The sequence below is a fragment of the Paenibacillus physcomitrellae genome, assembly GCF_002240225.1.
Lineage (GTDB): Bacteria > Bacillota > Bacilli > Paenibacillales > Paenibacillaceae > Fontibacillus > Fontibacillus physcomitrellae.
Genome location: NZ_CP022584.1, coordinates 64,858 through 86,935, shown reverse-complemented (window position 1 = coordinate 86,935; position 22,078 = coordinate 64,858). Strand labels below are relative to the sequence as shown.

General features: G+C 51.1%; 24 protein-coding genes. 2 read left to right on the top strand and 22 right to left on the bottom strand.

The genetic code is table 11. From position 1 onward, the window contains the following. Window positions 1-76: 76 nt before the first annotated feature. From sucC to CBE73_RS00385, 10 genes are all read right to left on the bottom strand, one after another. Window positions 77-1,237, bottom strand: a complete 1,161-nt coding sequence (gene sucC, locus CBE73_RS00430; RefSeq protein ID WP_094092506.1) for an ADP-forming succinate--CoA ligase subunit beta — start codon at window positions 1,235-1,237, stop codon at window positions 77-79. 218 nt (window positions 1,238-1,455) lie between these two features. Beyond that, a complete protein-coding gene (locus CBE73_RS00425; RefSeq protein ID WP_094092505.1) occupies window positions 1,456-3,174 on the bottom strand; it encodes a YifB family Mg chelatase-like AAA ATPase in 1,719 nt (572 codons plus the stop codon). A gap of 135 nt (window positions 3,175-3,309) precedes the next feature. Next, window positions 3,310-3,717, bottom strand: coding sequence for a YraN family protein (locus tag CBE73_RS00420; protein ID WP_094092504.1), 408 nt, complete (start codon window positions 3,715-3,717; stop codon window positions 3,310-3,312). Continuing rightward, the gene (locus CBE73_RS00415; protein ID WP_094092503.1) at window positions 3,707-4,021 is read right to left on the bottom strand and encodes an EscU/YscU/HrcU family type III secretion system export apparatus switch protein; all 315 of its coding nucleotides are present in this window, start codon (window positions 4,019-4,021) and stop codon (window positions 3,707-3,709) included. Before CBE73_RS00415 ends, CBE73_RS00420 begins: the two co-directional genes overlap by 11 nt. Then, on the bottom strand, window positions 4,018-6,207 hold the full coding sequence (locus tag CBE73_RS00410; RefSeq protein ID WP_094092502.1) for a hypothetical protein: 2,190 nt from the start codon (window positions 6,205-6,207) through the stop codon (window positions 4,018-4,020). The genes CBE73_RS00415 and CBE73_RS00410 overlap by 4 nt, the downstream gene beginning before the upstream one ends. A gap of 68 nt (window positions 6,208-6,275) precedes the next feature. Continuing rightward, window positions 6,276-6,917 (bottom strand): ribonuclease HII, encoded by a 642-nt coding sequence (locus tag CBE73_RS00405; protein ID WP_094092501.1) that lies wholly within the window; start codon window positions 6,915-6,917, stop codon window positions 6,276-6,278. A 314-nt stretch (window positions 6,918-7,231) separates the two neighbouring features. Continuing rightward, complete coding sequence (gene ylqF / locus CBE73_RS00400) at window positions 7,232-8,104, bottom strand: ribosome biogenesis GTPase YlqF (protein ID WP_094092500.1); 873 nt, start codon at window positions 8,102-8,104, stop codon at window positions 7,232-7,234. A gap of 34 nt (window positions 8,105-8,138) precedes the next feature. Then, window positions 8,139-8,762 (bottom strand): signal peptidase I, encoded by a 624-nt coding sequence (gene lepB / locus CBE73_RS00395; protein ID WP_094092499.1) that lies wholly within the window; start codon window positions 8,760-8,762, stop codon window positions 8,139-8,141. Between the two features lie 123 nt (window positions 8,763-8,885). Beyond that, on the bottom strand, window positions 8,886-9,230 hold the full coding sequence (gene rplS / locus CBE73_RS00390) for a 50S ribosomal protein L19 (RefSeq protein WP_068619397.1): 345 nt from the start codon (window positions 9,228-9,230) through the stop codon (window positions 8,886-8,888). Window positions 9,231-9,455: 225 nt separating this feature from the next. Continuing rightward, complete coding sequence (locus CBE73_RS00385; RefSeq protein WP_425320415.1) at window positions 9,456-9,791, bottom strand: copper amine oxidase N-terminal domain-containing protein; 336 nt, start codon at window positions 9,789-9,791, stop codon at window positions 9,456-9,458. Window positions 9,792-9,927: 136 nt separating this feature from the next. On the opposite strand from CBE73_RS00385, the gene CBE73_RS00380 reads away from it, so the two are divergent. Next, window positions 9,928-10,422: a hypothetical protein gene (locus CBE73_RS00380; RefSeq protein WP_094092497.1), complete on the top strand. Its 495-nt coding sequence runs from the start codon at window positions 9,928-9,930 to the stop codon at window positions 10,420-10,422. 96 nt (window positions 10,423-10,518) lie between these two features. Here the strand turns inward: CBE73_RS00380 and mscL are convergent, their stop codons facing one another. Then, window positions 10,519-10,905 (bottom strand): large conductance mechanosensitive channel protein MscL, encoded by a 387-nt coding sequence (mscL, locus tag CBE73_RS00375; RefSeq protein ID WP_094092496.1) that lies wholly within the window; start codon window positions 10,903-10,905, stop codon window positions 10,519-10,521. Between the two features lie 188 nt (window positions 10,906-11,093). Here mscL and CBE73_RS00370 point away from each other — a divergent pair, with 188 nt between their 5' ends. Continuing rightward, window positions 11,094-11,309 carry a hypothetical protein gene (locus CBE73_RS00370; RefSeq protein ID WP_094092495.1) on the top strand — a complete coding sequence of 72 codons (216 nt, stop codon included), beginning with the start codon at window positions 11,094-11,096 and terminating at the stop codon, window positions 11,307-11,309. Window positions 11,310-11,515: 206 nt separating this feature from the next. On the opposite strand, the gene CBE73_RS21800 is transcribed toward CBE73_RS00370, so the two are convergent. From CBE73_RS21800 to smc, 11 genes are all read right to left on the bottom strand, one after another. Continuing rightward, window positions 11,516-11,656 carry a hypothetical protein gene (locus tag CBE73_RS21800; RefSeq protein WP_157739338.1) on the bottom strand — a complete coding sequence of 47 codons (141 nt, stop codon included), beginning with the start codon at window positions 11,654-11,656 and terminating at the stop codon, window positions 11,516-11,518. Between the two features lie 171 nt (window positions 11,657-11,827). Beyond that, window positions 11,828-12,196: a YkvA family protein gene (locus CBE73_RS00365; protein ID WP_094092494.1), complete on the bottom strand. Its 369-nt coding sequence runs from the start codon at window positions 12,194-12,196 to the stop codon at window positions 11,828-11,830. 121 nt (window positions 12,197-12,317) lie between these two features. After that, window positions 12,318-13,118: a tRNA (guanosine(37)-N1)-methyltransferase TrmD gene (gene trmD / locus CBE73_RS00360; protein ID WP_094092493.1), complete on the bottom strand. Its 801-nt coding sequence runs from the start codon at window positions 13,116-13,118 to the stop codon at window positions 12,318-12,320. 3 nt (window positions 13,119-13,121) lie between these two features. Next, window positions 13,122-13,640 (bottom strand): ribosome maturation factor RimM, encoded by a 519-nt coding sequence (gene rimM / locus CBE73_RS00355; protein WP_094092492.1) that lies wholly within the window; start codon window positions 13,638-13,640, stop codon window positions 13,122-13,124. 228 nt (window positions 13,641-13,868) lie between these two features. Further along, window positions 13,869-14,099: a KH domain-containing protein gene (locus CBE73_RS00350; protein ID WP_094092491.1), complete on the bottom strand. Its 231-nt coding sequence runs from the start codon at window positions 14,097-14,099 to the stop codon at window positions 13,869-13,871. A gap of 22 nt (window positions 14,100-14,121) precedes the next feature. Further along, the gene (gene rpsP, locus CBE73_RS00345) at window positions 14,122-14,394 is read right to left on the bottom strand and encodes a 30S ribosomal protein S16 (RefSeq protein ID WP_068694566.1); all 273 of its coding nucleotides are present in this window, start codon (window positions 14,392-14,394) and stop codon (window positions 14,122-14,124) included. Between the two features lie 74 nt (window positions 14,395-14,468). Then, entirely contained in the window at window positions 14,469-15,854 is a 1,386-nt protein-coding gene (gene ffh, locus CBE73_RS00340; protein WP_094092490.1) for a signal recognition particle protein, read from the bottom strand. Window positions 15,855-15,960: 106 nt separating this feature from the next. Then, window positions 15,961-16,314 carry a YlxM family DNA-binding protein gene (gene ylxM, locus CBE73_RS00335; protein WP_094092489.1) on the bottom strand — a complete coding sequence of 118 codons (354 nt, stop codon included), beginning with the start codon at window positions 16,312-16,314 and terminating at the stop codon, window positions 15,961-15,963. Between the two features lie 188 nt (window positions 16,315-16,502). After that, a complete protein-coding gene (gene trhA, locus CBE73_RS00330) occupies window positions 16,503-17,150 on the bottom strand; it encodes a PAQR family membrane homeostasis protein TrhA (protein WP_094092488.1) in 648 nt (215 codons plus the stop codon). Between the two features lie 112 nt (window positions 17,151-17,262). After that, window positions 17,263-18,282, bottom strand: a complete 1,020-nt coding sequence (ftsY, locus tag CBE73_RS00325) for a signal recognition particle-docking protein FtsY (protein ID WP_094092487.1) — start codon at window positions 18,280-18,282, stop codon at window positions 17,263-17,265. A gap of 122 nt (window positions 18,283-18,404) precedes the next feature. Beyond that, a complete protein-coding gene (gene smc / locus CBE73_RS00320; RefSeq protein WP_094092486.1) occupies window positions 18,405-21,974 on the bottom strand; it encodes a chromosome segregation protein SMC in 3,570 nt (1,189 codons plus the stop codon). Window positions 21,975-22,078: the final 104 nt, after the last annotated feature.

Here is a 22,078-nt window from a genome sequence, read left to right as displayed (position 1 = left end):
ATCAAAGGCCTCCTTCAAATTCAACATAGTTAAACCAGGAAACTTTCACAAATCCGGCAGGTATGACTTACAAAACCTACGAGACCAGTTGAACGATTTTGCGTGCGCCGTCAGCCATGGAATCAGCGGACACAATGTCGAGGCCCGAGCCTGCCAAAATATCTTTGCCCAGCGCTACGTTTGTGCCTTCAAGGCGAACTACCAGCGGTCGGCTGAGTCCTACTTGCTTCGCAGCTTCCACAATACCGGACGCAATAACGTCACAGCGCATAATACCGCCAAAGATATTAACGAAAATTCCTTTTACCTGCTGGTCGGACAAAATGATTTTAAAGGCTTCCGTAACCTTCTCTGCGGTTGCACCGCCCCCTACATCCAGGAAGTTGGCCGGTTCGCCGCCGTAATATTTGATAATATCCATCGTAGCCATCGCCAGACCTGCACCGTTAACCATGCAGCCAATGTTACCGTCCAGCGCGATATAACTCAGATCAAACTTGGAGGCTTCGATTTCCTTCTCGTCTTCTTCTTCAAGATCACGCAGTTCCAAAATTTCTTTATGACGGAACAGCGCATTGGAGTCAAAATTCAATTTGGCATCCAGCGCCATTACTTCGCCGTCACCCGTAACTACAAGAGGGTTGATTTCGGCGATCGAGCAATCTTTGTCCACAAAAGCCTGATAAAGGGCCTGCATGAACTTAACGGCTTTGTTCACCAGTTCTTTCGGAATGTTAATGGCATAAGCCAAGCGGCGAGCCTGGAAACCCTGCAGACCGATAGCCGGATCAATGACTTCTTTGAAAATCTTCTCCGGACTTTGCGCGGCTACTTCTTCGATCTCCGTGCCGCCCTCTTCAGAACCCATCATGACAACACGCCCTGTAGAACGGTCAACCACTACGCCGATATAATATTCTTTCTTGATGTCGCAGCCCTGCTCAATCAGCAGTCTCTTCACTTCTTTGCCTTCCGGGCCTGTCTGATGCGTAACAAGCACTTTGCCCAACAGCTCCTGAGCATAACTTCTTACCTCGTCTATCCCTTTGGCTACTTTAACTCCGCCCGCTTTGCCGCGGCCGCCCGCATGGATTTGGGCTTTAACCACCACTACCGGGGTGCCCAATTTCTCGGCCGCCTGGACGGCCTCTTCGACCGAAAAAGCCACATGGCCTTCCGGAACGGCTACACCGTACTGTTTCAATACTTGTTTTCCTTGATATTCATGGATATTCATCTGGTTTGAATCCTCCTATCAACGGACGGTTATGAGGTTAATCAATATAAACCCAATTTATTTTAGCATGTTTTTAAAACGCTTTCCTCAAAAAATTCAAGATTTAAACAAATCTTTTTGATATGAAACCTATTCCGTTTTGAGAACGATTACATTGCTTTAACAAAGCCGTTTTGAATGAATGCGAGATTCGGCATTTTTCTGCAATATTTTCCGTCTTACTCCTCACCCGGAAGGACTATCCGTTTGTCCAGCTGCCGGTATTGAATCGCTTCGGCAATATGTTCGGCAGATACCTGCTCGCGATCCTCCAAATCCGCGATAGTACGTCCCAATTTGATGATCCGGTCGTAAGCCCGCATACTGAGCCCAAGCTGTTCAAAAGCAGATTTCATAAGCAGCTCCGCAGCTCTGTTGAGATTCACAGACTTCCGGAGTCTGGCCCCGGAAAGCTCGCTGTTCCAGCTTAGCCCCATCCCGCGCAGCCTGTGGTTCTGCCGTTCCTGGGCAAACAGCACCTGGTCTTTCATCATTTCAGAGGTAACCGGACGTTCGTCGGCCAGCAGTTCCTTGGGCCGGGGCACCTCCAACTGGAGATCGATCCTGTCCAGCAGCGGCCCCGATATCCGCGAACGGTACTGCTGGATCCGCCAAGGCGTGCAGGTGCAGGCCGGCAGCGGAGGCTCACTCCCGAGAAAGCCGCAGTGGCACGGATTCATCGAAGAAGCGAGCAAAAAATGAGCCGGATACGTAAACGCCGCTCTGGACCGGCTGATTGTTACCGTCCGTTCTTCCAGGGGCTGGCGAAGCACTTCGAGCACATTACGAGAAAATTCAGGCAGTTCATCCAGAAACAAAACCCCTTTATGGGCTAGGCTGACCTCTCCTGGTTTCGGAATTCCGCCGCCTCCTATTAATCCTGCACCTGAAATCGTATGGTGGGGAGCCCGAAAGGCTCTTCTACGCAGCAGCCCCTGCGAAAATTCCTTGAATTTCCCCGCTGCGCTGTATATTTTCGTCACTTCCAAAGCCTCATCTTCGGACAAGTCGGGCAAAATTCCGGGCAGTCTGCGGATCAGCATGGTTTTCCCCGTGCCCGGGGGCCCGATTAAAATCAGATTGTGCATGCCCGCGGCAGCAATAACCAAAGCCCGTTTAACCTGTCTCTGACCGACGACATCGCTATAATTTTCTGCTGCGGCACTCAGCGTCTTCTCCCCGTCCCGAACAACGTGAACCTGATTTTCACGCGTATATTCCAGCTTAGACCACGGGTCCATGATGGCCGAAATTCGTTCCTGCCCGGTTTCCAACTGATTTTGCCTGGAGCGGCTGGATGGAATCGGAAGGTTACGAGAGGCGGATGAATCAGGCAGGTTTGACGGATTTGAGCAATCAGCTGGAGTACTGATCGGGGAACGTTGAACTAAACCTTCATTTAAAAAGGCCAATTCCCGCAAATGTTGAATTCCGTATATCTTCATTCCCTCCAGCAGCAAGGCTTCTGCTACATTGGCAGCCGGCAAAAGCACGGACTCAAAGCCCTTCCTGCGCGCCAAATCCACCATTGGCAGAACACCGGTAACCGGACGAAGCCCTCCATCAAGCGATAATTCGCCGATGATCATCAGCTTCTGCGGATTAGGAAGCTGAATTTGCCCGCTTGCCTGCAGCAAACCAAGGGCGATCGCCAAATCAAAAGCCGAACCTTCCTTCCGAAGGTCAGCAGGGGCCAAATTAATCGTAATCCGCTGCAGCGGGAAGGTGTACCCGCAGTTTTTAACTGCTGAACGGACCCGCTCTACCGCTTCCCTCACTGCCGTATCCGGCAGTCCGATAATAGATACCATAGGCAGTCCGCTGCTTAAGTCAGTCTCCACTTCAATTAAAACGCCGTCGATGCCATACAGGCAGGCGCTGTAGAGTTTGCCGTACATAACAAAAAAACACCCCTTCTGCATTCATGTATTCACTACACATGGCTGCAAGAAAAGGTGCTTCCTTATTCTTCCGCTCAATAAAGTTTGAATTGATTGTATAATCAGGCAGCAATAAAGTCAAGTCGTTATTCCCTAGAAAACACCGATCAAATGCTCCGTGCTGACCGGCCGGCCGGCTTGGTCCAAAATTACCGCGATGACATCAAACCGGACGGGAGACATCGTTTGACCGGTCTGGTGAAGATAAACGGCTGCCGTTTCTCTCACCTGCCGAATTTTTCGCGTATTCACGGATTCCGCAGGACTGCCGAACCTCAATGCTCCCGCACTGCGGCTGCGGACCTCTACGATCACAAGCACTCCATCTTTGCTCGCAATAATATCCAGTTCTCCGCTGCGGCAGCGCCAATTACGTTCCACAATCCGGTAATCCGCCGAAAGCAGCAGCTCTGCGGCCGCCTGCTCACCCGCTGCGCCGGTGATTTTGCGGTTCTTTTTTGGAGCTGGAACGGGAGCAGGCCTGCCGTCCTTATAAGCCATAACCGGAATCTCCTCTGGCCGCCCGGTCCGTACGGTAAATAAAACTCAAAATTTCCGCTACCAGTGTATAAAGCTCAGGGGGAATCTGCTGGTCGAGGTCCAGTTTGGACAGCACCTCCACCAAATTCGCGTCCTCTTGAACCGGAATGCCGAATTCTTCGGCCCGATCAAGAATCTGCTGTGCCATATAACCTTGACCTTTAGCCGCCACCGTGGGAGCATCACTTACGCTGGGATCATATTTAAGAGCCACCGCTTTCTTCCGGTAGATCGGCTCCTCCTGTTGGGATTCAAAATGGCTCATATCCGGTAATCCACTCCTTTATAAACCGGTGGAACATAGGAGGTTGCTCCGGTTTGGGATACGGGGTTCTCCTGTTTATCCTCCTCTGTAAAATAAGAATCAGTTCTCATTGCTACAAGCCGGTAACCGGCTTCCTGAATGGCTGTTCCTATTTCCTCCTGACGACCTTCCAAAAAAGCGCCCGCAGCTTCGCCTTCACTGTGAATTTGCAGAATAACTTTCTTGTCGGCAACCTGAACGTCTACCATCAGCTTTCCGAGTGCGGACATATTCAGATCAAACCACAAACGGCAGTTATCCGGGTCAAGCTCTCCCCGTTTGCCTCTGCGCGACTGGATTTGGATCGTGGCCGTTTCTCCGCCTTCAGGTCCAACAAAAGGCAAAAACATCGTAACCTGGGCAAAAGGAGCCGTCCGGTCCGTATTCAGCAGCAGCTGCTGGCCGGTAAGCTGCTGGACCATCTGTTTCGCCGCCTCCTGAAGCTGCGGCGGTGCATCAGGTGTATCTATGATTTGCAGCAAAAGGCTTTTCAAATTATCTTTAAGGGCCAGCACGGATGAATCTGCAGGTGCTGGCACAGTCTGGGCCGGCGAGCCGCTTGCGTTTGGCGAGCCGGCACCAAGTCCGGGGGCTCCCGCAGGAATGTCGCCGGCCGCATGCAGATGGGCCGGAACTTGACCAGGCCGGGAGCCGGCAGGCTCCGCGGAGGGAAGCATCGTCCCCGCAGCCTGTTCAGTGCCGCGGACAGCTTCGCCTCTGCGGTGGCTGTCGCCTGCTGCGCTGCTCTGCGCAGCGGGCGGATTGGCGGGAGCGGCCTCAGGCCCGCCCGCCGCCGGATCACCTGCCCCAGCGGCGGCAGGTGTAGGGCTGCCCTGCCCGGCCATCGCCGGGGCAGGGGCCGGGGCTCCCGGGGCCGGCACAGCCGCCCCGGGGCTCTGTGCGCCGCCGCCAGCGGCAGGCGGCGCTGACCCAGCAGCAGGCGCGGCTTCGCCGCCTGCTGCCTGCCCGCCGTCCGCGCTGCGCAAGGACGGCGCTCCTCCCGGCGGCGCAGATTCCGCCGCCGCCGCTTTGGGCGCTGCCTGCTGCAGCAGCGCCCGGCCCGCCTGCTGCTCGTGCTCTGCACCGAGCAGCTTGAGCACCCGGGCCACCCACGACTCCGTTTCGTGGGTCTGCCCGGCTTGCGCAGCCCCGCCAGATGCGGGCTGCGCACTTGCCTGCGCCGCTTCGCCCGACGCGGCGCTTCCACCCGCAGCCGTCTCTGTTCCGGCTGCGGCTCCCCGGGCGACGCCCGCCAGATCCGGGCGGACGTCGCCCCGTCCGGCGGCGAGCTCGCTTCGCAGCTCGCCCAGGACGCTCTGCAGCTTCTGCAGCAGAGCGTCCACTCCTGGAGCCGCGGCTTTCGCTGCACCCGCGGCGGCTCCGCCTGCCTGCGCATTATCCGCAGCCGCTCTGCCCTGTCCTACCGAGGCTGCATCGGCATCGGCAGTTCCTTCCGGAGCAGCCGCAGAAGGTCTCACCGAGACTGCAGCTGCATCTGCTGCCTTGGCACCGGCTCCTTGAGGCGGCTGTCCGTCCACTTCCGTCCCTGAGCCTCCGAGCAGCCCGGCAAGCTGTTCCTCCAGTGCAGCAAGCAGCTGATGAACGGGCGGGCCAAAAATAGCCTGACGCAGCCCGCCCACCACTTCTCCGCTTAAGGGAAGGCCTCGCTGTACGGCTACGGCAGCAGCATTTATCCATTCGGGCAATGGAACCTCCTGCGGTTTGGCCGCCAGCGTTTTGATCAAAACATCCGCCTGCTCCCGGTTCACGGGCAAACCGGCCTGCTGCATGAGTCTGACCAGTTCCCGGTTGTCAGCATTATCGCTCAGCCCTGCAAGCTTCAGCAGCTGCTCCACGTTGCCGTCCTGGCCGGCTGCGGCAGATCCGGACGGCAATGGCTTGAAGACCGTTAAACCATCCTGACCGGGCGGCTGGACCTGCATCATCATCGATTGGCCCTGCTGAAGCGGCGTCTCCAAGGCTGCTTTTAACTTCACCCCCTGAACCTCGACAACCGCCTCCGTGCCATCTTCGGCTACACTCAGTACGGTTCCTCTTACAACCTGCCCCGTACGAAGTTCCAGCGTTTTGGCTTCAGCAGGCTGGCTTTTGCCTAAAACTCCTCTGACAATTGGACCGATATTCATCTGTTCTCCCCCTTTCCTAACTTATTACCGGATGCTCACGGATCTTTCCGATCCAATCCCCCGTTCTCTTAGAACAGCTGCTGCTGTTCCGTGAACAAATTCGTCAAGAAACTTCTTCGGTGCATCGGCGTTGGTCCAAGCAGCAGCAGCTGTTCCCTGTGCAGCTTGGTCGCATAACCTTTATGTACAGCAATGCCATATTCGGGATACCTGGCATCCCATTCTCCTTGACACAGCCTGTCTCTTGTCACCTTGGCAATAATAGACGCTGCGGCAATGGACTGGCTGTTTGCATCTCCTTTAATAATAGCCATTTGCGGTATCGGCAGATCTACTCTTTCCGCGTCCACCAACAGGAAATCTGGGCTAATTGCCATACTTTCAACCGCCTGCTTCATCGCCAGCCGCGCGGCCTGTTTAATGTTGATTTTATCAATCATAGCTGCGTCAACGAAACCGATCCCTACCGCAAGAGCCGTTTGCATAATTTCTTCATACAGCTGTTCCCTTTTCTTGGCGCTGAGCTTCTTGGAATCATTAACGCCTTCCAGTATCACGCCTTCCGGCAAAATAACGGCTGCGGCCACGACATCTCCGAACAAACATCCGCGGCCGACCTCATCAATACCGGCAATTTGCCGGTAAGATTTTCCCCAATACTCTTTCTCATAAACAAGCAAATCTTCCATCAGCAGCTCCTCTTGCTTCAATCTGAAGCAGCAGCCGGTGAACCGGCTGCTTTTATCCTTTTTTATATCCCTTCAATGCTTCATCAGCACCTGTTTGATCCTGTCGTCCGTCCAACCCAATCCTAAGGACCGTTCTTCTCTCATGCCCTCGCCTACTAGATTAACACATGGACACAACTCGGCCTAGCCCTGGGCAGGCCTGCTTCAGCAATTACCAATTTACTCTTTTGGATATATATCGGTTCTCCCGCGCCGTTCCAATAGCTTTTGAAAACACAAAAAACCGGCGGCACAGCCGTCGGCTTTTGATTCCAAGATTTGCGGTCCCATACTGACTAGAAAGGAGACTCCATGGTATAACGGCCTGTCTTCCCGGCACGAAGCTCACGTAAAATGATACCGGAAGCTTTAGCAAGATCCACCCGGCCTCCGCTGACAATACAGCCTCTCTTCCGGCCGATCGCTTCCATAATCGCCACGATTTCATCGGGATTCTCAAAATCCTGCGGCTGCGGCTGCGGCTGTTCGAGCTCATAACGCTCTTTAAGCGGCTGCCAATAATAGCGGGCCAAATATTTGATCGCAAAAAAAGCAACATCCTCTACATTGAGGATTTCTTCCTTGATTGCGCCCGTAACCGCCAGGCGGTAACCTACATTTTGGTCTTCAAACTTAGGCCACAAAATCCCCGGTGTATCCAGCAGCTCCATTTCGGTGCCTACCTTAATCCACTGCTGACCTTTTGTAACGCCCGGACGGTCGCCCGTGATCGCTATATTTCTGCCGGCAAGCCGGTTGATCAACGTTGATTTGCCCACATTGGGAATCCCTACGATTAACGCCCGTACAGGCCGCGGTTTGATTCCTTTGGCAATTTGCCGTTCGATTTTTTCCTTAAACAGTTCTTTGGCTTTGTTCGGAATGTCTTTTGTCCCTTGCCCTGTTGAAGCGTTTACTTCCAGAGCTATATGACCTTCAGCCGTAAAATAATTCAGCCATTCCTTCGTCATTTGCGGATCGGCCAAGTCTGATTTGTTCAAGACGATCATTCTCGGCTTACCGCTTAAGATTTCATCAACCATCGGATTGCGGCTTGACAGCGGCAATCGGGCATCGACAAGCTCAATAACTACATCGATTAACCCCAGCTTTTCCTGAATCTGCCGCCGCGCCTTGGTCATATGCCCGGGGAACCACTGGATTGTCATGATTTTTCACCTCTAGTTCCCTTTTACTTTTCCCTTAAAGCCTTATAAAATGTATTTCTTTAAACGGCCAAAAAATAAGATCGGCGCGCCCTACAATATCCTTGAACGGTATGTAACCAATCATACGGCTGTCTTCGCTGTCCGAGCGGTTATCCCCCATTACAAACAAATGGCCTTCCGGAACCGTTCCATCCGTAAACTGGTCATTAGGGAAATGACGCCGCTGATCCTGCGTATCGTCGTTATAAAGCCTGTTCTCCTGGTGAGCCGCTTCGATCGCCTGTTTCAGATAAGGTTCATCCAGCACTTTGCCGTTTACCGTTACTGTATCACCATCCACCTTCACCGTGTCGCCTGGTACAGCAATCACCCGTTTAATAAAGTCTCGGCCTTCGGACGGAACATGGAAGACGATGACATCCCCTTGTTTCGGCTTGCTCATATGATAAATGACTTTATTGACGATAATTCTTTCACCAGTATGAAAGTTGGGCTGCATGGAAGGACCGTCTACAATAAAGGGCGTAAACAGAACCCAGCGAATCAGGAGAACCAATACGACGGCTATGATGATCGCCTTCAGCCATTCAGCCGCTTCATTTTTTCTTCGGTCCGGGCTCTGGTGGGATTGCTTCTGCTCCTGGTATGACTGCTCCATGAAAATCACGCCCCCATTTATCCAATTAAATGCAAAACAACCGAAATCGGCCAATTTCATGCTTATTTTTAGATAAAGCAAGGGGGCTTGATGAACAAGCCCCCTGTTGGTCGTAAATATGAATTAACGACGCACTTCTTTAATTCTCGCTGCTTTACCGCGAAGTTCACGAAGATAGTACAGCTTCGCACGACGCACTTTACCACGGCGAGCCACTTCGATTTTATCGAGTTTTGGGGAATGAAGCGGGAAAGTTCTTTCCACACCTACACCATTGGAAATTTTACGAACTGTAAAAGTTTCGCTGATTCCACCACCGCGACGCTTGATAACAACACCTTCAAACAACTGGATACGCTCACGAGATCCCTCGATAACCTTAACGTGCACTTTCAAAGTGTCACCAGGACGAAAGCTCGGGATATCCTTGCGAAGTTGTTCTTGCGTAATCGCTTGAACGATATTCATCTATGACTCCCTCCTTCCACTCAGGTGTTCTTGCCTCTTCCGGAGACTCCCATGTCTCCCTCATTATCCGCAGAGGACCACCGAATTCACAACAAAAGAATTTTATCATATCCAGGTGCCTAAAAGCAAGATAAAATTGTTTCTAATATAGTGAGTTCTCGATTAAAAGTAATAACTATCCTACCATCTAAAAAAAGAAGTCTCCAACAAATGGGGCCATAAAGATTATTCAGTATCGATAGAGGCGATCTTTTTAACATTATCCCAACTTACTGTTGCCCCAACGGCTTCACTTATAAATCTAAGATTTACATATACGATTCCATCAGGAGAATCAAAGGGGGTTTGAGTTAATATAAATTCTTTGTTATTTACAGTTGCTTTAAAACTATCCAGTGTCATTTTAATGGTTAAGTCAGCTTTTGTTGCTATAATATTTTTAGTCTTAGAATCCCAATTGACATTCATGCCTAATGATTCAAAAATCTGACGGAAGGGAACCATTGTGTTGCCGTTAATTAGGATTGGTTTTGTATTAAAGCTAAGAGGCTTCCCATTTATTATTCAATTTGAATAACGTTTAAAAAAGGTTAATGTTCCATTTATCATTAAAAAATATCCTTTTTTTGTAATCCCATGTAATTTGGAAAGGAACGAGCATTCGACCCTTCCCGCCCTTAATCGAGGTGAATGAGAAATGAAAAAAAGATTGCTTTATACCCTGATATTTCTGTTTCTTTGCTCTCTATTCCTTGCCGTATACAGCTTTCCCAAAACAATTAATCTCAACTACCCAGCCATTCAATACAGAACTGGTGATCCGGCAAGTGTTGAACAAATAAACCTGCATATTAAAGGTACTCTGTACCGCCCCTTATTTAAGAACCCATCCTTTCATGGAAGGATCTCTTTTGACCAATATGATTACCCTTCGTATAAAATGTTTGATATCATCTTCTATCGCGACATTTTATCGGGATGGGGACGGATACTTTATGTTGATGGTTCCAAACCTGCTGGATTTACCTTCGGATCTATTTGGAAAAAAGGAGCCTTTGATCAAGTGAAAATCGACGTTAATGAACCTGTCGGCCCTGAGGCCGGGGAAAGTCGCCACACCAACTTGCAAATAACCGCCCCGGCCAATGACTATGACACAGCTGTAAAAATTTATGAGGGGTTCAGTAAATAAATACTACCTTTCATGCCGGAATAGAAAAAGGATCGTTCTCGAGTGAGAAGATCCTTTTTTTGCTACTCGGGATTAACTTCAGACATAATCAGCCTTCTAGGATTCCTGACGCTGCTGCTTCAGCAGGTCCCGGATTTCCGTCAGCAGCACTTCTTCACGGCTTGGGGCAGGAGGAGCTGCCGGTTTGTCCTCCTCTTTCTTCTTAAGTCTGCCGAGCAGCTTGATGAATATAAAAATAGACGCTGCCGTCAGCAGAAAATCAATAACGGTTTGAATAAAGCTGCCGTATTTAATTTGGGAGTCTCCCACCACCAGAGACAAACCTGAAAAATTAAGCCCCCCGATAATAATGCCGATAATCGGCGTAATCAGATCGTTTACAATCGAAGTGACGATTTTGCCAAAGGCTGCCCCGATTACTACACCAATCGCTAAATCGAGTACATTTCCTTTAAAGGCAAAAGCCCTAAATTCCTTCCACATTTCCACCTGTCTCCTTATCTCTTGTTATAGCTATATTGTAAATGAATTCTTCCATAATGAAAAACTATGAATTCGGTCTACAATTTCTGTTTTCCGAATAAAGATTTAATGTTACAATTAACAACGGTCCAATCTATTTAACTGATTCCAGGTTTTATTTCATTTTTAAGTTAAAAAAGGAGTTATCCATGCCTAATACAATTATTGCTAATATAGAGTTTTTTGCCGCTGCCCTCTCTCAAAAGGTTATCTCCGCATGGCAGGAAGATCCTGCAGGCGTCTACTGTGAAGTAGGCCGGGGAGTTGTCGAGAAATATACCGAAACCTATGTACGAATCCGGAATATCGAAACAGGCCGTAAATCGTATTATGCCCGCGAAACGACGATGTTTCAAACCGTGTAATTTGATTTTATCCTTTTAAAAACATTCAGAACCCCGCTGCTCCTGACCGGATCAACGGGGTTCTTTCTCTACACATGAATTAAAACTTTTTGCTCGGCTGCAAGCCAAGCTTTGACATCATCACATATGAATCACTCTGGATTGAACTTTGTTCCTGAGCTTAAGCTATTCCGCAGGTTTTTCAAACCCGGTAAGGTTATCTTTGATCAGTCATCTTCTTTATCCTGCTCTTTGGCGTAGTAGGCTAACACGTCGTCTACCGTTTGAAAGAAATCGGAAGCGTCGGCCAGTTCGTTCACGGAAATCGGATTTCCTGCGGTCTCAAAATCTTCTGTCTGTGCTGCCATTGCTATTCCATCCTTCCTTACTCCAGTTGCTCTGAATTGCTTGGTTTATTCGCTGACCTTATGTCATTACCCGATTCCAGTCAACATAAACCTCCGTGGAAAGATTTTCTTGCCAAATCGCTTATTGTATATCCTCTTAAAACGAAAAAAACCAACCGATAATCGGCTGGTTTATTCGTTGCTATTGGACCGTTTTCCATGAAAAAAGTTCGCGGCCTTCTCCCTATGCTCATCCGTAATCTGATTCCCGAGCACCTTGATCGCCGTCAGAATCGCTCCGGCATCGTCGGTAAAGCCAAGTCCCGCAATAACGTCGGGGATCGCGTCAATAGGCGAAATAAAGTAAACCAAGGCCGCTAAAGCAACGCCCTTGGCATAAAGCGGAGTTTTAGGATCCATGGCGCAGTAATAAAGAGCGACAGCGTCTTTGGTGAACGGAATTTTCCCAGCCGCCGATTTCAGCTTTTGAAAGAAACGTTTGCGGACCGTTTCCTCCTGCTTGGGGTCATAGGACGATTTATCCAAATCAAACGACTTCATAGCCAATCCCTCCTGTTCATCCTTACCACTGCATCGCAGCCATTAAACCCTTCATCTCGGCTCGTCACAAACGAATGACCAGGCACGGAACCAAGCACGTTAACATCAGCGACCGCTCGTTCTAAGCTTTCGGTTTCTGCCCCTCAGCCGTTTGGATTTCCGCCAGCCACTGCTTGTCCTGCTTGGTCAGCTCCAGCTTGTCCAGCAGGTCGGGGCGGCGCTCCCAGGTGCGTCTCAGGGCTTCTTTGCGCCGCCAGGCTTCAATATTGCTGTGATGGCCGCTGAGCAGAATATCCGGCACCTTCCAGCCCTGGTATTCGACCGGACGGGTATAATGCGGATACTCCAGCAGACCCGTGCTGAACGAATCGGTCACCGCACTGGTCTCATTGCCGAGCACGCCTGGGAGCAAGCGGACAACACTGTCCGTCACCACCATGGCTGGAAGCTCTCCGCCGGTCAGCACATAATCGCCAACGGAGATTTCGTCCGTCACCAGATGCTCGCGAATCCGCTCATCATAGCCTTCGTAATGACCACAGATCATGATCAGATGGTCCTCACGGGCCAGCTCCTCCGCTTTAGCCTGCGTAAACGACTCTCCCTGAGGACAAAGCAAAATAACCCTTGGCGGCCGCTTAGGTCCGCTCAGGCATTGTCCCGGCTCGCCTTGAGAAGAATGGGCCGCCTGCTCATTCAGCAGCGCTTCGACCGCCCGGAAGATCGGTTCCGGCTTCAGCACCATCCCCCCGCCGCCGCCATAGGGCGTATCATCAACAGTGCCGTGTTTGCTTTCGGAATAGTCCCTGAAGTTGATGGCTTTTAAGGATACAAGGCCTTTCTCCTGCGCTTTGCCCAGAATACTTGATCCGAAGACACCTGTAAACATCTCGGGGAAAAGGGTCAGTACATCGACACGCATCGTTTACAGCAACCCTTCCATGAGATGGATTTTCACCAATTTCTCTGGCACATCCACGTCCAGCACTACATCATCGATAACCGGCAGCAGCAGCTGCTTGCCGTTCTTCATTTTGACTACCCAAACATCGTTGGCGCCCGGCCGTAAAATCTCCGTAATCGTCCCCAGCTCTTCGCCTTCTTCCGTGACCACTTGACAGCCGATGATTTCATGGAAATAATATTCGTCAGGCTCAAGCTCAATGGTCTGATCCTTGGTTACCTTGAGATCCCAGCCTTTGAATTTCTCGACTTCATTAATGTTGCCGAATTCCTTAAATTTAAGAATGAACGTCCCTTTATTGGGGCGGGACATTTGCACCGTAACCGGAACTTGCTGTCCGCTTTCTGGATTCACGAACAGCAGACGGTTTCCCTCAGCGAAACGGACATCCGGAAAATCCGTGCTGGACAATATTTTAAGCTCACCGCGAATGCCGTGTGTATTGACAATTTTGCCAACCGATAATAAAGCTTCTGACATAATACCCTCCTAAAAAATAGCTTCTGAAACCCCACAAAATCGCAGCCATCATTCCCATTTGGAGATACACGATTGCCTAGCGCCCTAATATCATGACGCCATACACCGGGCATCCCCCGCAAATATAAAAAGTATAAGGTCCAAAATTTAAAACAACTCGACGTTATACGTTCTTATGTTTGTACGAAAAAGGGCTAGGACATACATCCTAACCCTCTTTCGTATATCTTAAGATATGATGTCCACGGTAACCCGTTTGTCCATCTTTACAGCTGCTGAAGTCACTACCGTGCGAAGCGCCTTGGCGATTCGGCCCTGCTTGCCAATGACTTTCCCAACATCATCAGGATGTACGGTCAGTTCATAAACAACCAGATTCTCTTTCTCCACGACGCTTACACGGACATCCTCCGGATGATCAACTAAAGCCTTCGCAATAACGCCGACTAATTGCTCCACAAAGGACCCTCCAAATCAGCCATTATTTTTGCAATTTGGACTCATGGAACTTCTTCATAACGCCCGCTTTGCTAAGCAAGTTGCGAACAGTATCGGAAGCTTGTGCGCCATCCTGCAACCATTTCAGAGCTTTCTCTTCATCGATATTCACTACTGCCGGTACTGTAGTCGGGTTGTAGTAACCGATTTCTTCGATAAAGCGGCCGTCACGTGGGGAACGGGAATTCGAAACCACCACACGGTAGAAAGGAGCTTTGTGAGCACCCATACGTTTCAAACGAATACGAACTGCCATTTCAACATTCACCTCCTTACAAGAATCAAAACCTTCAGCCATTGCTGACTTTATCTATTCAATTCCCCTGCCGATTAACGGAAAGGGAATTTCATGCCTTTGCCTGCTTTCCCCTGCATACCGCGCAGCATCTTCGCCGCTTTGCCGGATTTAGGTCCGCCCATCATGTCCGAAAGCTGCTTCATCATCCGCCGCATCTCATCGAACTGTTTGATCAGGCGATTAACATCGGCCAAATTCGAGCCGCTGCCCGCCGCAATCCGCTTACGCCGGCTGTGATTGATGAGATCCGGGTTCTGCTTCTCTTCCTTCGTCATCGAGCGGACGATGGCTTCGACGCGTCCCATTTGTTTCTCATCAACCTTCACGTCTTTCATCTGCTTCACTTTGCCCATGCCCGGGATCATGTCCATGATCTGGTCAATCGGTCCAAGCTTCTTGACCTGGTCCATCTGCTCCAGAAAATCATCGAACGTAAATTCGGCGTTGCGCATTTTGCGCTCCATTTCCTTCGCTTTGTCCGCGTCGATGCTGGACTGGGCTTTCTCGATCAGAGACAGCATATCGCCCATCCCCAAGATCCGGGAAGCCATCCGCTCCGGATGGAAAGGCTCCAGCGCGTCAATCTTCTCACCCAGCGAGGCAAATTTGATCGGGCAGCCTGTAACGGCTTTAACCGACAATGCCGCACCGCCGCGAGTATCGCCGTCAAGCTTGGTCAATACGACCCCTGTCAGCGCAAGCTGAGCATGGAAGCTTTCCGCCACGTTCACCGCATCTTGACCGGTCATGGCATCGACAACCAGCAGTACTTCGTCCGGCGTTACCGTTGCATGGATCTGCTTGAGCTCTTCCATCAGCTCTTCATCCACATGCAGGCGGCCGGCCGTATCGATGATCAGATAATCGTTGCCGTTCTCTTTGGCATGCTCTAAAGCTTGTCTGGCAATCTCAACCGGACTGACGCCATCTCCTAAGGCAAACACAGGAACTTTAATCTGCTCCCCAAGCACCTGGAGCTGTTTGATCGCCGCAGGACGGTAAATATCGCCGGCTACCATCAGCGGCCGGTGATTGCCTTTAAGCAGCATCTTGGCCAGCTTCGCGGAGGTTGTCGTCTTACCAGCACCCTGCAGACCCGCCATCATGATGACAGTCGGCGGCTTATTGCTGCGGGCCAGCTTCGCCTGCGTTCCGCCCATCAAATCGGTTAATTCCTTGTTGACGATGTCGATGATGACCATGCCCGGAGTAAAACTGCCCATAACCTCGCTGCCGACAGCTTTCTCTTTGACCTTGGATATGAATTCCTTAACGACTTTAAAGTTAACGTCCGCTTCCAGCAGGGCAAGGCGCACTTCACGCATCGCTTCGTTAACGTCTTCCTCCGAAACCTTGCCTTTGCCTCTCAGCTTGCTGAATACGTTCTGCAGACGTGTTGTTAAGCCTTCAAATGCCATTTCCGGTCACCTCACTTTCCTGAATGCTATCTGTTTCTGCGTTCATGTCTCTTATTGTAACTTAATGCTTGTTTACAGGCCAATTTCTTAAGCCTGCAGCTTCGAACTACAAAGACTGCAGATCTTTGATGATGGTTAATGCCTGTTCTTTATCGGCGGACGAAAGCTCACTGCCCTCAAGCAGCTTCTCCAGCCGGATGAGATCCTCATCCGCTTTCTGCTGTTTAGCCAGCAGCCCCAGCTTCTGCTCGTAAGCTTCCAGCATCTGTTCAGCCCGTTTGATATGTTCATATACCGCCTGGCGGCTAATCTCGAATTCAGCGGCGATTTCTCCTAATGAGAAATCGTCATGGAAATAATATTTAAGGAACGTCTGCTGCTTCTCTGTCAGCAAAAGTTCATAGAAGTCAAATAACAGATTGACTCTGTTTGTCTTCTCCAGCCTATTCTCCTGACTCACTTCGGGCACTCCCTCCGTCAAGGAAAATCACTTTACATAGGCAACCAACGTTTCTTATCATACAAAACAGCAAAGAAGATGTCAAGCGAAAAACCTTAACATCTTCTTTTTATAGGAATTATGAAGTTAGTGAGGGGTGAAATCGGCACAGCCGCCGCACGCCGCACACACACGGATTGGCCTCCGCCTTAATGCCAAGGAAGCAAATACAGCAAAACCGCGAGAAAATGCAGCACACTACCGCCAAGCACAAACAGATGCCAAACCGCATGGTGGTAAGGGAACCCCCGCCATACATAAAACAAAGTCCCGAGCGTGTAGAGTGCGCCCCCCACCATCAAGAGCATCATTCCCGGCGTCGGCACCGCAGCCGTAAGCTCCGGCCATATCAGCACAATCAGCCAGCCCATGCCGAGGTAGAACAACGTGGACATGAACAGGAACCTTTTGACGAAAAAGGCCTTGAACACAACGCCTACAGCGGCGATCCCCCAAACGATGCCGAACAAGGTCCAGCTCAGCGGCCCCCGGGTCGCCACCAGCAGGAACGGCGTGTAGGTGCCGGCAATAAATAAATAGATGGAGGAATGGTCAAAGATTTCAAATAAATCCTTGGCCCGCCCCTCCTTTAATCCGTGAACAAGTGTTGAGCAGGAATACAGCAGAAGCATGCTGACCCCGTAAACCGTGAAGCTGACTACATGCCAGGTCGTTCCTTTCAAACTTGCAAAAACGATCAGCAGAACCAGAGCGACCACACTGAGCAATGCACCAACGCCATGCGTAACCGCGTTGGCCATTTCCTCCCGCCTTGAAAATGTATGCGTATTAGCCATATTTCCCACTTCCTTTCCTTATGCTGCGTGGACGCTTCGCCACGGCATCAAAATGATAAAGGTAATCCCGGTTATTACCGGGATTACCTTACCAAATGAACGACAGTCCACATTAAACGTTAGAATTCGCCGCCTCTTCTTCACTTTCATCTTCTTCCGATTCGTCAATCAATCCTGCGAACAGGCCATGAACAAACTGTTCAGAATCAAACTCCTGCAGATCGTCCATCTTCTCACCCAAACCGACAAATTTGACCGGCAGGCTCAGCTCTTGACGGATCGCAACGACAATACCGCCTTTGGCTGTTCCGTCCAGCTTGGTGAGCACCAGGCCGGTTACGCCGCTTTTTTCACCGAACAGCTTCGCCTGGCTCAGCGCATTCTGCCCGGTTGTAGCGTCCAGCACCATCAGCACCTCATGAGGAGCACCCGGAATTTCGCGCTGAATGACGCGGTAAATTTTGTTCAGCTCTTCCATCAGATTCGTTTTGTTCTGCAGACGTCCAGCCGTATCGCAAAGCAAAATATCCGCGCCGCGCTGCTTCGCCGCCTGCACCGCGTCAAACATGACCGCAGCCGGATCGGAGCCGGCCTGCTGCTTGATCACGTCAACACCTACGCGCTGCCCCCAAACCTCCAGCTGCTCGATCGCGCCTGCACGGAACGTATCGCCCGCCGCCATCAGCACTTTCTTGCCCTGCTGCTTGTAGCGGTGCGCCAGCTTGCCGATCGTGGTCGTTTTGCCGACGCCGTTAACGCCGACAAACAAAATGACGGTAATGCCGTCCGGGTTCAGGTGAATAGAATTATCCTCATCCCCGCGCAGCAGCCCTCGGATCTTCTCCGACAATATCGGCTGAAGCTCCGCAGCGTCTTCAATTTTGCTCTGCTTGACTTCCTTGCGCAGGTCGTCAATCAACTCCATGACCGTGTTCACGCCAACGTCGGCGCCGATCAGGATTTCCTCCAGCTCTTCGAAAAATTCCTCGTCAATCTTCTTGCGCCGGGTAACGAGCTCCGCGACTTTTTCGACGAAACCTTTACGGCTTTTCTCCAAACCTTCTTTAAACTGACGCGTTACAGATTCCGTCTTGGATGAAATGCTTTCTCTCAGTTTCTTGAAGAAACTCATTTATATCCTCCTACATCTCCGTCCAAATCCGCTGCCAAGCGAAAATGGAACGGATCCCTCTAATATTTTATCCAATTGGCCGAAAATAGGTTCCTATCTACATTATGACATTCTATAGACGGTTAAGCAATTTCAGCCTCTTCATCCTCCAGCTTGACGGATACCAGCTTCGATACCCCGCCTTCCTCCATGGTCACGCCATAAAGAACATCCGCTTCCTCCATCGTTCCCTTACGGTGAGTGACCACAATAAACTGGGTCTGTTCGGAGAATTCTCTCAGGTATTCGGCGAAACGAACCACATTCGCTTCGTCCAGAGCGGCCTCAACTTCATCCAGCACACAGAACGGCACAGGTTTGACCTGCAAAATGGCAAACAGCAATGCCATCGCTGTCAAAGCCCGTTCTCCGCCGGACAGGAGCTGCAGATTTTGCAGTTTCTTCCCTGGCGGCTGAGCGACGATGTCGATCCCGGTTTCCAGCAGGTTGTCCGGGTCCATCAGCACCAGATCGGCCCGTCCGCCGCCAAACAGCTTCGCAAATACAATCACAAATTCCTTACGGATGGCATCAAATGTCGACTTGAAGCGTTTGGCCATCTCTTCATCCATCTCTTTAATGACCAGGTATAAAGCGGATTTCGCTTCAACGAGGTCGTTTTTCTGTTCATTCAGGAATTCATACCGCTCGGACACCCGCTCGTATTCCTCGATCGCTCCCAGGTTCACTTCGCCCAAGGCCGAAATGGCCCGCTTAAGCTCCCGAACGGCTGCCTGGGTCTGTTCCGCGTCTTCCGGCACAGCGTAAAGCTGTTTGGCCCGCTCATAAGTCAGCTCGTAATCATCCAGCAGTTTCTTCAAAATGTTATCGAGCTCCACGTCAAGACGGTTCGCCTGAATTTCGGTCTGCAGCAGCTTTTCATCCACGCTCTTCAGCGCGGCCCGCTGCTCCTTCGTTTCGCTTTCGCCTTCCTCAAGCTTGCGGGACAAAGCAGCACGGGAAGCCCGCTTTAGATCCAGCTCTTCACTTGTGCTCTGCTTCTTAATTTTATTAACGTTCAATTGTTCGGTCTGACGCACACTTTCTTCTTCATTATGCTTCAGATCTTGCTCAATCGATTTCAAAATACGGCGGTTCTGCTCCAGTTCCCGCTTGCGGGAAGTGACTTCTTCTTCCAGGCGCGTAAAACGATCCTCAAGCGATAAAGTCTCCTGCTCCAGCTTGCCCTCGCGAATCTTCAAATCCGTTAATTGGGATTGCAGCTCTTCTTTGGCCGACTCGCTTGCCTTGCGGGCAAATTCAGCGGCTTCAATTGACTGCTGAACCTTACGTTCCTCGGCTTCAAGCTGCAGCAGCTTCTCGGCTGCCGTTTTGACGGCCTTGTCCAATTCTTCGGTCTCTTTAACGTAGTCACCCTGCTCACGGCCGTAAAGCTCAAATTGCTCCGTCACATGGCGATATTCGTGTTCCAGCTGCTTAAGATCGCCCGCCGCAGTCTGCTCCTCGCCGCGCTTGCGGTCACCGGCCTCACGGAGCCGTTCGAGCTCGTTTTCTGCCTCCTGAATCTGATCGCGCAAATCAGTCAAGCTTTTCCGGAGCTGGGCAATCATGGCTTCGCCCTGCTTAATATCAGCATCCAGCTGCTCCAATTGGCGGTTTCTACCGAGCAGATTGCTGTTCTTGCGATGCTGGCTGCCGCCGGTCATCGAACCGCCGGCATTGACGACGTCGCCTTCAAGCGTTACTACCCGGAAACGATATTGTACACGAGCCGCCATTTTATTGGCATTCTCCAGATTCTCGGCGATAATGACGCTGCCTAGCAAACTGCCGATAATAGAGGCATATTTGGGCTCGAAACCTACGAGATCAGCGCCTACACCAACGAATCCTTCCATTTGCTCTACACTTCGTTTATCATTTTCTGAAATATGCCGCGGTCTGATGACATCAAGCGGCAGGAATGTCGCACGGCCAAGCTGGCGCTGTTTCAAGAACGTGATCGCCTGACGGGACACCTGCTCATTCTCCATGACAATATGCTGCATGGCTGCTCCCAGCGCCGTCTCTACCGCAAGTTCGATTTTCTCCGGTACATTCATCAGCTCGGCTACCGCACCGTGCACCCCGTGGAGAACCGACTTGCGTGCCGCCTTCAGCACCTCTTTAACTCCATGCTGAAAACCGTCGTAATCGTCCTGCATTTCCTTCATCGTGTCGCGGCGGGACGCCAAGGCTTCACGCTTCTGCTCCCAGCGCCGCAGATTCTCACGGCTTTCCTCCATCAGCTTCTGCAGGGAATGAACCTTCTCACTGCCCGCAATATAACCGCTCCGCAGCTCGGAGATTTCCTTAGCATGACGCTGCAGCACCTTCTCGAGCTCCTGCTTAGCGGCCATCAGCCTGGCCTGCTCCTCCCGCCACTTGGTACCGTCCTGCTCGGCGCGGGACATTCTGCGCTGCACCGCTTCCTTCTGCTGCTCACCGCTGCGAATATCATTTCGCGCCTGAGCCATATCGTTCATAATCCGCAGCAGTTCACCTTTCAAAGCTTCTTCCTGGGCACTGCTGATCCCGCCGGTCACGCCGACAAGCTTGGCCTCTTCGGCTGCAAGCACGGCCCGGACTTCTTCCAGACTGGCTTTGGCCGTCTCATATTTCTGCTTCACATATTCGAATTCTTCCATTCTGCGCTTGAAAATCTCTTCGCTGGCGCCCAGTGTCTCTGACAGCTGCTGACGATTCTGCGTCAGATTCTTGTGGCGCTCTTTAAGAACCTCACGGTAGCCCTCGCTTTTCTCAAAGTTCTCGCTGTATTGCAGCAAGCTGCGCTGCAGTTCTTCCAGCTCTTCTTCGACTTTGCGAAGGGCAGTACGCTCAGTCTCCAGTTTGGCATCATGAGCCGAAACAATCGCCGCCAGACCCGCCTGCTCCTCGCGCAGCGATTCGAGCTTGTTATTCGCTTCGCTCCAGGATTTGTGGATCTGCTCGATTTGATAGATGTACAGGGAGATCTCTTTATCTTTAAGCTGACTGCGCAGTTCTTTATAATGCAGGGCTTTCTCCGACTGCTCCTTAAGCGGTCCGATCTGGTCCTCAAGCTCGGTAACCAGGTCATGAATCCGCAGCAAATTCTGCTCGGTATCATCGAGTTTCCTGCGCGCTTCTCTTTTACGCGATTTGTATTTCACAATACCCGAGGCCTCTTCAAAGATGCCCCGACGATCCTCTGAACGTGTGCTCAAAATCTCTTCGATCCGGCCTTGTCCAATAATCGAATAGGCTTCCTTACCGATGCCCGTATCCATAAACAGCTCCGTAATATCCTTCAGACGGCAGGGCTGTTTGTTGATCAAATATTCGCTGTCTCCGCTGCGGTGAACACGGCGGGTAACGGTTACCTCGCTGAAATCCAGCGGCAGCGCCTGATCGCTATTATCCAGCGTCAGGGATACTTCTCCATAATTGACAGCTTTACGCGCGTCACTGCCGGCAAAAATAATATCCTCCATTTTGCCGCCGCGCAGCGACTTGGCGCTTTGTTCGCCGAGCACCCAGCGGATGCCGTCGGAAATGTTGCTTTTCCCGCTTCCATTGGGTCCCACTACGGCTGTAATGCCGCGGACAAATTCCATTTCCGTTTTATCGGCAAACGATTTAAAACCGGCCAATTCTATCCTCTTCAAAAACATACGTTCCAGATCACCTCTAAAGCCTATTGTACCACAGGATTCCACCACTTTTGGACATTCGCTGCAATAAAATCAGAAGCGGATATCCCGCAGGGACTGGCCGC